Below are 14385 nucleotides of genomic sequence, written 5' to 3' on the forward strand. Positions count from 1 at the left end.
AGGATGAAAGGTTAAGCATTTTTTACCTTAAACTCCAGTTGCTAAGAGCAAGCTAGATCCCCGACTTCTTCAAGAAGTCGGGGATCTGTGCAAGGGAATTACATGGACTGGTAAAGGCAAGGTTTTTAATTTTAAGGGGACAAAATATCTGCTGTAAACTATGCTCTGATTGTCCCAACTCGATCGCCAATAGACATCTTGAATTACTGCTTTAGCATCGTCATTTTCGCTTGACCAATTAAAAGAAACTAAACCAAAATTAGCTAATCCGACAACTTCTTCTCCTTCTTGAAACCAGCGATTTTTCCCCAGCCAAGATCCGGTATTTGATGAGCTTTTATATTCGGAGTTCAAAGGTGAATTTTTGGTTTTTTCCCAAGCAGCTGGCTGGGATTTTTGTCGTTTGATCCATTCGGTGCGATACCACCAATCTGGGAGAAATTTTTGGTGGTTAACTGCGATCGACCAAGAAACCTCTTGATTATGCCAACTACCTGCATCCACTTCACGTAATAAGGGAATTTCTGGTGAATTTTCTAACTTGTAAACTTGGATTAGTTCTTGAATTCTTTGTACTTCAAACAATTCTGGTTGCTGATTCCAGCCAGCCCAAATTTCTGGTTGTTGGAGTGCTAAAGAAGATATTTTTGTATGTACTAATTTAGTTGTAGCTTCTTCATTTTTAAAGGCACTAGCAGTTAATTGTGCTATAACTTTAGGAGAATTTTTATCGAGATTACGCGCACAATAATTGAGAATGACTGCACCAGAGTAATGAATATCACCTGTTAAAATTATGATGCGATCGCGCTGTTCCATTAAGTAAGAAAGTAACTTACCAAAACCCACTTTATTAAAATTCCAAGAATCTCCCACATCGCTATTAAAAACATGATCTATATCATCAACTTGATGGCGTTCCCAATCCCAATTTTGAAAACTATCCACAAATGATAAACTGACTAAATTGGTAGGAATTACCACGAAAGTAGCTTCTATTTGGGAATTATCGGTTTCTTGAAGTGGTTGTTGAATTTGCTGTTTAAACGCAGTCGGACTTAACAACATTGGCGGTTCAGTTGTTTTATTTTCACCTTTGATATAACCGCGCCAAGTGCGTGTATCAAGGACAATCACTTCATGTTTAAAACTTCTGATAGTATAGTACCAAATTAAACTTTGTGTACCATCGGGATATAGTCGATTTAAAATTAGAGTATTTTCATCTTCTTGGTAACGTAAATTTGGCGAAATATCGACAGGGATTCCTAAATGTTTAGCGACATTTTCCCAAGCGATGTTGTTTTTCCCTCCTGACATTAACCAACGTTTTGCTGCTAGTAATAATTTTTCTCCTGGTTGTCCTGACTGAAATTGTTCAGGAGTATTTCCCCAGGCTTGAAATATAGCATAAGCTAACATGGCATTTTGGACAACGCGCTTACCAAGGGGTTTACTTAAAACGCGATCGCACCATTCCCGATTTAAAAACCAATCATCGGTGACATCATGATCGTCACAAATCATGTAAGTGGAGATGTTGGCAAGCGATCGTCTAACTTTCCAAATATCATTAGCAAATGCCAAAACAACTGCCGCTTCTTTATCCCAATTTTTAGCATTTTTTCGGTCTTTTCTCACTTTTTCACCCGTAGGAAAACGATTAGGCCAAACAATAGGCGACCAAGCAAACAAATACATAGCAAAGTATTCGCCTAAACCAAAAAGATGACTTTTAGCCTTGTCTGGTTTATTCACAAACATAGCAGTAAAACCGCCGTAATCTCTAGCAATATCAGTACGATCGCCAGGTAATAATTCACTAATTTTTATATACTCTATTTCGCCATTTTCTAGTTGTTGTAAAGGCAGCTTTTCTTCCCAACCTAATAAAGTATTACCTGCATCTGTCACCGCCCAAAGTAATGGATCTGCCACATCATCACCGTAGATTTGATCGCCTGTTAAAAACAATTGTTGGGGACGATTTAAAGGTTGATTAGCAGAGTGACCAATTAAATCATCTAATATTGTTAAAGCATCTCGTCCACCACCATGAGGCTTTCGACAAGAACCATGCACAATTCGTAAATCATTTAAGTCATTAGGTGGCATGGCAAAGGTGGGTAACTGATGCGAGAAATAACTAATTGTTACTTCGGGAAAACCACATTCAAAGTTTAAAGCTTCAGTTAAATTATTATTACCAAATTCTAAATCGTAAGCATAAATTTCCCCTGGTTGGAGTTGCGTTTCTCCTGATACAGGAGGTGTGGCGGTAACAGCAACTACATGAAGAAATTGACCTAATGGTATTGTATAATGTTTACCAAGCAACAATAATCGATCGATAACTTCACCATTACCGCTAACTGTAGAGTAAACTTTCAGCGTCACATTGCGCGGTTCTTTTAAAGCTACCCAAACAGTTACGGCATTTGGTTCTGTACGCCGCAAAATTGGGCCTGCGAGAATTAGGGGTAGGCGATCAATGCGATCGCTCAAAGCCGTCCATGACATAATTAATCTATCTCCCAACTAAATCGCCAAGCGGCCTAATCTCTAAACCACTTTAATATATTTACCCACAAATAGCAGTCTTAACAGTATATTTTTACTAAGCGCAATAAGTTTGTTGCAAAAATCAATCTTCAGAATCATGAATTTTTCCTAAGAACATGGCAACCTGAAATAAAGATTTTAGGTATAAATTTATGCCCTACCAACAAATTGCCGATTTACCAGACTCAGTAAAAAATCATTTACCCAAACACGCCCAAGAGATTTTTTTAGCAGCATTTAATAGTGCAACCGAAGAATACGACGAAGAAGAAACCGCTTTTAAAGTTGCTTGGAGTGCGGTGAAACATAAATACGAAAAAGGCGATGATGGTAATTGGCATAAAAAAGCGGAATAATCAAGTTATACTGATAAACAAATCACTTTTATGGTTAGCTGCCAAATGACATCAGAGTTCAATTTTTTTCAACACTGGTATCCGCTTTCACCGATCGAAGACCTCGACCCAAATCAACCAACAGCAGTAACTATTTTAGGATTGCGTTTGGTAATTTGGAAACCTAAATTATCAGATAGTTACCGTGTATTTTTAGACGAATGTCCCCATCGTCTCGCCCCATTAAGTGAGGGGAAAGTAGAAGAGAAAACGGGTAATTTAATGTGCAGTTATCACGGTTGGCAATTTGATGCCCAAGGAATTTGTACCCGTATTCCCCAAGCAGAAAATCCCGAATTAGTAACCGAAAAAGCCAAATATCTCTGTGCAGTAGCCCTACCAAGTCGTCAGGAACAGGATTTATTATGGGTATGGCCTGATGTTAATTCAGCTGCACTAGCTGAATCAGTTCCATTACCCTTATCGCCCCAAGTAGATGCAAGTAAAGGATTTGTTTGGTCTTCCTTTGTGCGTGATTTGGAGTATGATTGGCAGACATTAGTTGAGAATCTTTGCGACCCCAGTCATGCACCTTTTGCCCATCACGGAGTACTGGGAAATCGAGAAACAGCCAGACCAATTCCCATTAAAATTAATGAATCGACTCCTAGCTTAATTACTGCTAAAACTAGCATGAGTTCGATTACTTTTGAACCGCCTTGTAGGTTAGAATATGCGATTAAATTAGGTGAAACAAAGCAGGTTGGTTTAGTTACTTATTGTATACCTACGACTCCCGGTAAATCGAGAATAATTGCTCGGTCTCCCCGTAATTTTGCCAAAACCCTATTTAAATTAACGCCTCGTTGGTGGGATCATATTAAAGAGCGCAATACTCTAATAGATGGAGATATGATTTTGCTCCAACAGCAAGAGTATTTTCTCCAACAAAAACAGCAAAAAGAAAACTGGCAAACTGCTTATAAAATGCCGACAAGTGCCGATCGCTTAGTAATCGAGTTTCGCAGATGGTTTGATAAGTACGCCGATGGAAAGTTACCTTGGAATGAAGTAGGAATTACTGTTAAAGAAACATCGGAAATTTCGGGCGATCGACAATTTGTACTCGATCGATATAAACAGCATACACAACATTGCCAAAGCTGTCGAACCGCACTTTCAAACGTGAAACTTATCCAAAATTTATTGTTAGGATATGTTGCCGTTAGCGTTCCAGTAGTCGCAGTATTACCAGATGCAGTTAGAATCAAATTCGGATTACCTTTGATCTTGCTAGTTTTGTTAAGTTTAGGAATTTATAGTTGGCTAAAATTTTGGTTAGAACCGAAATTTTACTTTGTCGATTATGTACACGCAAAAAGGTAATCATAGTTAATCCAGTTGTATAATTGATGATAGTAAAATCCGATTTATCAATTATTCCAACCAGGAGGTTGACTATGGTAGCTACTCCTCAACCTAAATATATGACTCCCCAAGAATATTTAGATTGGGAAGAACAACAACCAATTAAATACGAATATATCAACGGCGAAGTGTATGCCATGACTGGGGGAACACTTGCCCATAATTCGATCGCCCTTAATTTAGCCTCAAACCTAAAAACTCACGTCAGAGGTAAAGGGTGTAAAGTATTTATGGCTGATGCCAAACTGGGAGTATCTGAAAATGGCCCTTTTCACTATCCTGATGTGATGGTAACTTGCGACGAAAGAGACAGAAACGCCAAGAAACTTATCTATCATCCTTCTATAATTGTTGAAGTTCTTTCTCCGAGTACGGAAAGTTTTGACCGAGGCAAAAAATTCCAACAATATCGCCGCATTTCCACTCTCAGAGAATACGTTTTAATCAGTGCAGAACAGATAACTGTGGAAGTTTTTCGATTAAACGATCGAGGAATTTGGGAACTTTATACTTATATGGGAGGAGAAGAGATTTATTTAAGTAGCGTTGATTTTCGCTGTGCGATCGAACTTTTGTATGAGGATGTTGTGTTAGACACTGAAGAACAAGAAACAGGTACGTAGTTGCGCTTTAGCGCTGAAGCGCAACTACGTACACAGTTTATTTATTACCTAATTATCATGCAGATTGCAATTGAAAATACTCTTGTTTACCAATAGCTTTCAAAACTTGTAATAACTTAGCTGCACTTTCAGGTTCATTCAAACTTAACAAAGGCATTAGTTGATAAGTTGAGGGATTACCCTGTTTGATATACACAAACTGATAACGCAAACCATTGCTTACCAATCCCCAGACAAATGCTTGATTTTGTAAGCTTTTAAAAGCATAAGTCAGTAATTGCGGCAAACCTTCATATACATCAACTGCGCTATTTTTTGCTTCTACCAATAGCACCCAAAAAGGTGTAGCTGTAACTTCTGCTTGCGGTCTATTAACTGCCAAAATATCCAACCTTCCAGTAATTTTTGTATCTTCGTCTTCTACTTCGATCGCAATACTATCTTCCATTGTCAACTTAATGGGAATATCAAAGAAACCCGCTAAACGCATTAAAGGGGAAAGGGTGACAAATTTAATTAAGCCTTCGGAAAGTTTTTTGGCGTTGATATAACGACGAAAGTCACTGCTAATTTTGCCAATTTCCTGCTGTTCAAACTCTGTCAGAACTTCCAGAGAGAAAAAATCGGTAAATGAACTCCCTATCTGTTCTTCCAGTTTCAGAAGACGATGAACGTCATTTAAAGATAGTTGACTGGCTTCTCGAATTGCTACCATAAATTTTCCTTGCTTACTCCTACTGTAATTATGTACAATTTTTGTCGGGGTTTTACTTAAGAAGTATTATCTCTAATTCTCATGTTACAAATGCTTTATTCTCTTAGAAGTATCCGCCGAATAAAATAGTAATTTTTGTGAAAATTTAAGTAATTTTGAACAAACTAAGTATTTATCTATATAGGTCTAAGTTAAAAAAGAATTAAGTTAATACAACTCTACGTATAAATTTATTCTCTACATACAGAATAGGAGAAAATATGTCGATTCGCAAAAACTTGTTAATTGCTACTGCCACATTAACACTACTGGGAACAGCAACCGTCACACCTGCACAAGCTTTCATCTTGAGATTTGAATCAACTGATGGACAGATGACAGGTAACATAGTTAATCAAAATGATTGGCCGCCTAATCTGTCTAATACAGGTTTGTCTAATTTGTCTATTACAGGAAAAGGTTGGAGTTTGTCCGGTAGCTTGATTTTGCTTCCAGGGATGCAGGTGGGAAACCAATGGTCTTTTAGGTCGGTAGGGGGAATGGGACAGGTACATCTAGAAATGGCAAACGACTATCGCTATCCTATAGTTCCTTCTATTCTGATTAATAATGTACCGCGTGAAATTTCTTCTTATTCGTCTATACTTTTGGCGACAAGCACGAAATATCCAACTATAAGCTTGTTATGTGACGCTATTTCTGATTGTTTAGGAGATTACGGTACAATAACATTGAGTATGTCAATGTTTGATAGGGGTACTGGTCGTTGGTACTCTTGGGATACTTATACTGGGGAAATTAAAGTAACTGCATGGAACCCCACTGGCACTTCGATTCCTATCACTCCTGGGCCGACAAATTCAGTTCCAGAACCTTCCTCTGCATCTGCATTGTTATTATTGGGTACTGGTTGGTTGCTGCGACGAAAGTTAGCAGTTGGTTAGTTAAGAATTCAAAAAAAACCGTTTTTTGGGTTTTTTAAAGATTAACTGTAATTATGTACAATTTTTGCCGAGGTTTTACTTAAGAAGTATTACCTCTACCTCTCATGTTACAAATGCTTTATTCTCTTAAAAGTATCCGCCAAATCAAATAGTAATTTTTGTGAAAATTTAAGTAATTTTGAACAAAATAAGTATTTATCTATATAGGTCTAAGTTAAAAAAGAATTAAGTTAATACAACTCTATGTGTAACCTTATTCTCTACACACAAGATCGGAGAAAATATGTTGATTCGCAAAAACTTGTTAATTGCTACTGCCACATTAACACTACTGGGAACAGCAACCGTTACCCCTGCACAAGCGTTCATCTTGAGATTTGAATCAACTGATGGACAGGTGACGGGTAACATAATTAGTCAAAATGATTGGCAGCCTAATTTGAACAATACAGGTTCGTCTAGTCTTTCTATTACAGGACAAGGGTGGAGTTTTTCCGGTTGGTTTAATTGGCTTCCAGGGATGCAGATGGGAAACCAATGGTCTTTTAATTCAATATTTGGATTAGGACAGGTACAAGTACCAACATCAGGAAACTTTTTAAGTCTTCCTAATGTAGAACCTGTTAATAATATGCCACCTGGTCTTCCTCGGATTTGGCCTATTTTTAGCAGAAACAGTACAACTCCAAGTGTAAGTTTGTTATGTCATTCTAATTCTGATTGTTTAGGAGATTTCGGTACAATAACTCTAAATATGTCTTTTCTGGAATCGGGTCCACAGGGTCGCTTGTACTCTTGGGTTGGATATAGTGGACAGATCAAAGTAACTGCATGGAATCCTACTGGTACTTCGATTCCTATCACTCCTGGGCCAACAAATTCAGTTCCAGAACCTTCCTCTGCATCTGCATTGTTATTATGGCTCTCCCGGATATCTGGTGTAAAAAGTAATGATTGATACATTTGTATTGGGCAATGAAGGCTGAAAACCCTAATGCAGCTAGATTATAAGCTTGAGTTATCACCACAAGTACGGGAGAGCCGTTATTATTGGGTAGTGGTTGGTTGCTGCGGCGAAAATTGGCGGTTGGTTAGTTAAAAACCCGGTTTCTTCAAGAAACCGGGTTTTTAAAGATATTAACTAATGTCAATTTCTGCAACAATTGCTTTCCCAATTTCGATCGAAGCAGTTGCCGCTGGCGAAGGTGCATTACAAATGTGCATGGCATTTTCCCCTTTTATAATCAAAAAGTCATCCACTAAAAACCCATCATTCATTAATGCTTGGGCACGCACTCCTGCATGAGTCGGAATGACATCTTCCGATCGAATTTCAGGAATCAATCGTTGCAAACTTTGCACAAAAACTGCTTTATTAAAAGAACGAATGATTTCCTGAATTCCTTCGTCATAATACTTAGCGGCTAATTTCCATAAACCAGGATAGGTGATAATTTCCACAAAATCTTTGAAGTCAAAATCAGTTTTTTTGTAACCTTCGCGCCGCAAACCTAAAACTGCATTCGGTCCTGCGTGAACGCTACCATCAATCATCCGGGTAAAATGTACGCCTAAAAAGGGAAATTCTGGGTTAGGAACCGGATAAATGAGGTTTTTTACTAAATGGCGTTTTTCGGGAGTTAATTCATAGTATTCTCCCCGAAATGGGATGATTTTTGCTTTGGGATCGACTCCGCCTAATTTGGCTATGCGATCGCTCTGCAAACCCGCACAATTAATGGTAAACTTAGTCTCAAAACTCCCTTGATTGGTTTCTAAAACCTGACCATTACCAGTACTAACAATATTTAAAACTTTAGTATTCAGCCGTAAATCTCCACCCTGAAGTTGAATCAATTCAGCATATTTTAAGCAAACTTGGCGATAGTCAACTATTCCGGTTGAAGTTACTTTAATTCCCGCTAAACAACTAACATGAGGTTCAATTTCCTGAACTTCCTGGACACTTAGTTTAGTGACGTTCAAGTTATTTTCTAAACCTCGTTTGTAGAGATTTTCTAATAAAGGTAATTCATCCTCAGCAGTAGCGACAATTACTTTACCGCAGACTTCATGGGCAATTCCATGCTGTTGACAAAATTTTACCATTGAGCGATTGCCAGCATGAGAAAGTTTCGCTTTCAGACTCCCTGGTTTATAATAAATTCCAGAGTGAATTACGCCGCTATTATGTCCGGTTTGGTGATATGCCCAGCTACTTTCTTTCTCTAAGACTAAGATCCGAGAATTTGGGTGTTTTTGTGCGATCGCCATTCCCGTAGCTAAACCAACAATTCCCCCACCAATAATTGCCAAATCATACATAAGCTGTACCTAAACGCTAATTGGTGTCAGTTTACCTATGTCACCGAGAAAAACTAAACATTCTTTTATATAAATTTGTCAAGAAACAAAGTATCTTGAAAAAGGTATTTTCAGCTACCAATCAATCTGGTAGCGAGTTTTAACATCTAGCGAAGAACTATGCCTCAATCAACGATCGAATCAATCCTACAAGAAAAACGTTTATTTCATCCTTCAGCCGAATTTTCCCAAAATGCTCATATTAAGAGTTTGGAAGAGTATCAGCAATTATACGATCGCGCCAAAGCCGATCCTCTCAAATTTTGGGCAGATTTGGCAGAACAAGAGTTACACTGGTTCCAAAAGTGGGATACCGTGTTAGACTGGCAACCACCCTTTGCAAAATGGTTTGTCAACGGAAAAATCAACATTTCCTACAACTGCTTAGACCGTCATTTAACCACTTGGCGCAAGAATAAAGCAGCGTTAATTTGGGAAGGCGAACCGGGAGACTCGCGCACTTTAACTTATGCACAGTTACACCGAGAAGTTTGTCAGTTTGCCAACGTGCTCAAACAGCTGGGTGTGCAAAAAGGCGATCGCGTCGGCATTTATATGCCCATGATACCGGAAGCAGCGATCGCCATGTTAGCTTGTGCCAGAATTGGTGCAGCGCATACCGTTGTATTTGGCGGGTTTAGTGCGGAGGCATTGCGCGATCGCTTAATCGACGGACAAGCTAAACTAGTAGTCACCGCTGATGGTGGTTGGCGCAAAGATGCGATCGTTCCCCTGAAAGAACAAGTAGACAAAGCATTAGCAGAAGGCGTACCCACAGTTAAAGATGTCCTAGTCGTCAAGCGTACCGGACAACAAATACATATCGAACCCGGACGCGACCATTGGTGGGATGATTTACAAAAGGGAGTTTCCGCAGACTGTCCCGCCGAACCAATGGATAGCGAAGATCTGCTATTCATTTTGTACACCAGTGGCAGTACCGGAAAACCCAAAGGCGTAGTCCACACCACAGGCGGGTATAACCTTTACACGCACATGACAACCAAATGGATCTTTGACTTGCAAGACACCGATGTTTATTGGTGTACTGCTGATGTAGGTTGGATTACCGGACATAGTTACATAGTTTATGGCCCTCTGTCCAACGGTGCTACAACTGTGATGTATGAAGGTGCGCCTCGTACTTCCAACCCCGGTTGTTTTTGGGATGTAATTGAAAAGTATGGAGTCACCATATTTTACACCGCACCAACAGCAATTCGGTCATTTATTAAGATGGGAGAACATTATCCTAAATCCAGAAATCTTTCATCTTTAAGATTATTAGGAACTGTGGGAGAACCAATTAATCCCGAAGCTTGGATGTGGTATTACAAAATAATTGGTGGCGAACGTTGTCCAATAGTTGATACTTGGTGGCAAACGGAAACAGGCGGGATTATGATTACCGCATTACCAGGTGCAATTCCCACAAAACCCGGTTCTGCAACTCGTCCTTTCCCCGGAATTATTGCTGATATTTTGGACTTAGATGGTAATGCCGTTGGAGATAATGAAGGCGGTTATCTTTCGGTAAAATATCCTTGGCCGGGAATGATGCGAACTGTGTATGGAGATCCCGATCGCTTCCGTCGCACTTATTGGGAACATATTCCGCCAAAAGATGGCAATTACACTTATTTTGCTGGCGATGGTGCCCGTAAAGATGAAGACGGTTACTATTGGGTAATGGGTCGCGTTGATGATGTAATTAACGTTGCGGGACACCGTTTAGGCACAATGGAAATTGAATCAGCTTTGGTGTCTCACCCCGCAGTTGCCGAAGCAGCAGTTGTCGGAAAACCCGATGAATTAAAAGGCGAAGAAATCGTTGCTTTTGTAACTTTAGACAGTACCTTTACTGCTTCTGATGAACTAGCTAAGGAACTGAAAAAGCACGTTGTTGGGGAAATTGGTGCGATCGCACGTCCCGGAGAAATTCGCTTTACCGACGCGCTACCAAAAACTCGTTCCGGTAAAATTATGCGTCGCTTACTGCGAAATTTAGCCGCCGGACAAGACGTTTCTGGTGATACTTCCACCTTAGAAGATCGCGGAGTTTTAGATAAATTGCGCGAAGGTGCATAATTTGATTTGGGATTTTAGATTTATGATTCCATCTTGAATCTAAAATCCTTTGGCTGGGAATCAAAGGCGAAAAAAATGGCGCAGATATTACTTTATTGTATCTGCGTTATTATTTTTTGTGTTATAATTTGATTTCAAAAGATCTTTAAAGAAATAACTATTTTTAGGTATAAATTGATGAGATTTATAGATTTATTTGCTGGAATTGGTGGTTTTAGATTAGGTTTTGAACAAGCTGGATTTAAATGTGTTTTTTCATGTGAAATCGATAACAATTGTCAAGAAGTATACCGCAATAATTTCGGCGAAAATCCTTTTGATGATGTTACCAAAATTGGGTCAGATGCTTTAGAAAATTTTGATGTTTTAGTAGCAGGTTTTCCTTGTCAACCTTTCAGTATTTGTGGAAAAAAGCAGGGATTTGAGGATACGAGAGGGACATTATTTTTTGAAATTTGTAGAATTGTCGAAGCGAAACAACCGAAAGTAATTGTACTAGAAAATGTTAAGCATTTAATTCATCACGATCGCGGCAATACATTCAATGTTATTCTAAATAGTCTGCGGAACTTAGGCTACAATGTAACCTATCAACTTCTCAATGCCAGAAATTTCGGCGTTCCTCAGCATCGAGAAAGAATTATTATTATTGCCAGTAAAGGTAAAGAGTTCAATTTTTCCCGAATCAAGAAACAATTTCCGCCTCGACTCAGAGATTTTTTAGACGAGACAGGTAATTTTGAAATTTTGGATAAATCAGAATATACTTTAATTGAACGTCCCAAGTTACAAGAATCAGGACTTTTGTTTGTGGGTTATCGCAATAAAGGTACTTGGAAAACCGGAGTTAGACCAAATACAGAACATTTATCAAGAGTTCATCGACAACCTAATCGAATTTATTCTATTGATGGCGTTCATCCCACCCTTCCATCTCAAGAAACTTCTGGGAGATTTTTTATCTATATTCCTGAGAAAGATATAGTGAGAAAATTGACAATTGCAGAATGCTACCGGATTATGGGATTTCCCGAAACTTTTAAAATTCATCCTAGTTTAGGAGAAAGCTACAAGCAAATTGGTAATTCGGTTTGTGTACCGATGGTGGAAGCGATCGCTCAAGAAATATTAAATCAAAACCTACTATCAAATGAACCTCATGAACCACAAACAAAAACTCCTGAATATATACAACTCGTCCTTTTCAATTTCTGAGACTGAACTAAACAGTATTCCTGCAAATTACCGTCAACTTATAGAGGTAATTGGCAAACAAGCTTACGAACAAAAAGCTGTTTTTACAGTGCTTATTACTCTATTAATTCATAAGTTGTTACACCCGGAACAAGATATTAGAAAACACCAAGCTAAAATGGCAGGCGGTTTTGCAGCAAGAATTATTGATACTCAACTTATTACACCGACCCTCAAAGAACTAGAACTTCCATCAATGGCTGAAAGTGGTTGGCTAACAAGATCTTTAGAACAGCCTCACCCATATAATTTAGATTACCCTGGTAAAATCAGAAATACGACAGTTAAAGAGGCTTTTTTAAATATACTTGATCAGGTTCAAAAGGAACCAAAACAAGCAGAAGTAATACTAAAAATACTTATAAATACGGTCATTCAAGTTAAAAATAAAAACGTCCTTTTGATTAGCCCTTTAACTAATCCTGATATTAGTATACCGCTTATAGCTTCATACCTCAAGGAACATTTTTATACAAATTATGGAACTCATGGAGGGGCAAAGTTACCAGTTTTAGCTATTTATGCAATGTACAAATCTCTTATTAGTGAAGTTAAAAGATATGAGAATTGTACTCTAGCATCTCTAGGTAGCCATACTGCATCTGATTTAACTTCAAAAACTTCAGGAGATATTGAGGTAAAGGATTTTCAAAAACAACTTCTTGAAGTTGTAGAAGTTAAATCTAATATAGAAATCGATCTGAACAGGATTAGAATTGTTTACGAAAAGATCAAAAGATTCAACCCTAGAAGGTACTATGTTCTTTCAGACAGAGATATTAAAAGCTCTGAAAGAGAAGAAATAGAAAAATTAATCGAAAACATAGGAAAACAGCATGGATGTCAAGTTATCATTAATGGCATAATTCCTACAATCAAATACTATTTAAGACTGATTAGTTTAGATAAATTTATTACTGATTACTCTGAGCTTGTTAAGAGTGATTCTGAGTTAAAATTTATTCATAAGCGCAAGTGGAGCGAAATAATTGAAAAAGTAAATTCTAGTTAAATAATTTTACGTAAACTTCCACTGCAAAATGCTTTAAAAACAAAATAAAATCAATATGACTAGATTTATTCACGATCAATTCGCCAAAGATTATCTAGAAGAACTATTAGCACCTTTTGGCGAAGTAAAAGCACCTCGTCGCGTCCCTGGAGAAGTCCGAGAAATCGATGTTTGGTTTTCCCCAACTACCTATCCAGAAGTGTTAGGATTATTAGGCAAATTAGCGGCTAATCCTGCCATCTTTGAACCATTTCGTAATCCAGCCACTCCCACAGACATCTGTAATTGTCTGTTAAAATTATTCACATTACGCGGAGAGTTACAAAGAGAAGCTACCCGGAAAAAAGAACGTTTGTCAGAGGAAACTTTACCCCGACTATGGATTCTCTCTCCCACGTCAGGTGACTCGATTCTCAATGGTTTTGGCGCTAAAATGGATGCAGAGAACTGGGCACAGGGAATCTATTTATTTCCAGGGTATCTCAGGACGGGGATTGTGGTAATTCATCAATTACCGAAAACAGAAACTACCCTTTGGCTAAGACTTTTAGGGAAAGGGAAAGTGCAAGAGGACGCTATTGATGAAATACGACAATTACCAGTAAATCATCCGTTGCGATCGAATATTCTCACCTTACTAACCAATTTCCAAGCCAACTTACAAACCACAGAAACTTTAGAACCAGAAGAACGGAGTTTAATTATGAAGTTATCACCTTTGTACATTCAATGGGAACAAGACGCTTTAAAAAGAGGGGAAGAACAAGGAATACAACAAGGAATACAGCAAGGAATACAACAAGGAATACAACAAGGGATACAACAAGGAATACAACAAGGGATACAACAAGGGATACAACAAGGAAAGCGTTTGACAATTGAGAGTATGCTAGAGGCTAAATTTGGCACAGTTGATCCAGAGTTATCCCAAATTATTGAACCTTTGACTCAATTACCAACAAAAGAAGTAACTCAATTGATTATGCAATCTAATCGGGAAGAGTTATTAAGTAGATTTCCAGCACCAAATTAAATCCAGCAATTACCAGTAAACTATCCG

Annotated in this window: 12 protein-coding genes; 9 read left to right on the forward strand and 3 right to left on the reverse strand. The window is 38.3% G+C overall.

Annotation, left to right across the window (positions count from 1 at the left end; all coding sequences use genetic code 11):
• Window positions 1-69 precede the first annotated feature (69 nt).
• Entirely contained in the window at window positions 70-2520 is a 2451-nt protein-coding gene (locus ACE1CC_RS15955) for a PhoD-like phosphatase (protein ID WP_413271418.1), read from the reverse strand.
• A gap of 194 nt (window positions 2521-2714) precedes the next feature.
• On the opposite strand from ACE1CC_RS15955, the gene ACE1CC_RS15960 reads away from it, so the two are divergent.
• The 3 genes from ACE1CC_RS15960 (at window position 2715) to ACE1CC_RS15970 (ending at window position 4948) form a co-directional block, all read left to right on the forward strand.
• Window positions 2715-2918 (forward strand): ChaB family protein, encoded by a 204-nt coding sequence (locus ACE1CC_RS15960; RefSeq protein ID WP_413271419.1) that lies wholly within the window; start codon window positions 2715-2717, stop codon window positions 2916-2918.
• Window positions 2919-2963: 45 nt separating this feature from the next.
• Window positions 2964-4283, forward strand: a complete 1320-nt coding sequence (locus tag ACE1CC_RS15965) for an aromatic ring-hydroxylating dioxygenase subunit alpha (protein ID WP_459563857.1) — start codon at window positions 2964-2966, stop codon at window positions 4281-4283.
• Window positions 4284-4357: 74 nt separating this feature from the next.
• On the forward strand, window positions 4358-4948 hold the full coding sequence (locus ACE1CC_RS15970) for a Uma2 family endonuclease (RefSeq protein WP_413271421.1): 591 nt from the start codon (window positions 4358-4360) through the stop codon (window positions 4946-4948).
• A 55-nt stretch (window positions 4949-5003) separates the two neighbouring features.
• Here ACE1CC_RS15970 and ACE1CC_RS15975 read toward each other — a convergent pair whose 3' ends face one another.
• Window positions 5004-5663, reverse strand: a complete 660-nt coding sequence (locus ACE1CC_RS15975) for a restriction endonuclease subunit R (RefSeq protein WP_413271422.1) — start codon at window positions 5661-5663, stop codon at window positions 5004-5006.
• 260 nt (window positions 5664-5923) lie between these two features.
• Between ACE1CC_RS15975 and ACE1CC_RS15980 the strand changes: the two genes are divergently transcribed.
• Window positions 5924-6607: a PEP-CTERM sorting domain-containing protein gene (locus ACE1CC_RS15980; protein ID WP_413271423.1), complete on the forward strand. Its 684-nt coding sequence runs from the start codon at window positions 5924-5926 to the stop codon at window positions 6605-6607.
• A 283-nt stretch (window positions 6608-6890) separates the two neighbouring features.
• Complete coding sequence (locus ACE1CC_RS15985; RefSeq protein ID WP_413271424.1) at window positions 6891-7565, forward strand: hypothetical protein; 675 nt, start codon at window positions 6891-6893, stop codon at window positions 7563-7565.
• A 179-nt stretch (window positions 7566-7744) separates the two neighbouring features.
• Here the strand turns inward: ACE1CC_RS15985 and lhgO are convergent, their stop codons facing one another.
• Window positions 7745-8932: an L-2-hydroxyglutarate oxidase gene (gene lhgO, locus ACE1CC_RS15990; RefSeq protein WP_413271425.1), complete on the reverse strand. Its 1188-nt coding sequence runs from the start codon at window positions 8930-8932 to the stop codon at window positions 7745-7747.
• Window positions 8933-9091: 159 nt separating this feature from the next.
• On the opposite strand from lhgO, the gene acs reads away from it, so the two are divergent.
• From acs to ACE1CC_RS16010, 4 genes are all read left to right on the forward strand, one after another.
• A complete protein-coding gene (acs, locus tag ACE1CC_RS15995; protein ID WP_413271426.1) occupies window positions 9092-11059 on the forward strand; it encodes an acetate--CoA ligase in 1968 nt (655 codons plus the stop codon).
• 177 nt (window positions 11060-11236) lie between these two features.
• Window positions 11237-12274, forward strand: a complete 1038-nt coding sequence (locus tag ACE1CC_RS16000; RefSeq protein ID WP_413271427.1) for a DNA cytosine methyltransferase — start codon at window positions 11237-11239, stop codon at window positions 12272-12274.
• Window positions 12219-13325, forward strand: coding sequence for a hypothetical protein (locus ACE1CC_RS16005; protein WP_413271428.1), 1107 nt, complete (start codon window positions 12219-12221; stop codon window positions 13323-13325). Before ACE1CC_RS16000 ends, ACE1CC_RS16005 begins: the two co-directional genes overlap by 56 nt.
• A gap of 55 nt (window positions 13326-13380) precedes the next feature.
• Window positions 13381-14358, forward strand: coding sequence for a hypothetical protein (locus ACE1CC_RS16010; protein WP_413271429.1), 978 nt, complete (start codon window positions 13381-13383; stop codon window positions 14356-14358).
• The last annotated feature ends 27 nt before the right edge of the window (window positions 14359-14385 follow it).

This window comes from Floridaenema aerugineum BLCC-F46 (genome assembly GCF_041929345.1).
In the GTDB taxonomy this organism is placed as follows: Bacteria; Cyanobacteriota; Cyanobacteriia; order Cyanobacteriales; family Aerosakkonemataceae; genus Floridanema; species Floridanema aerugineum.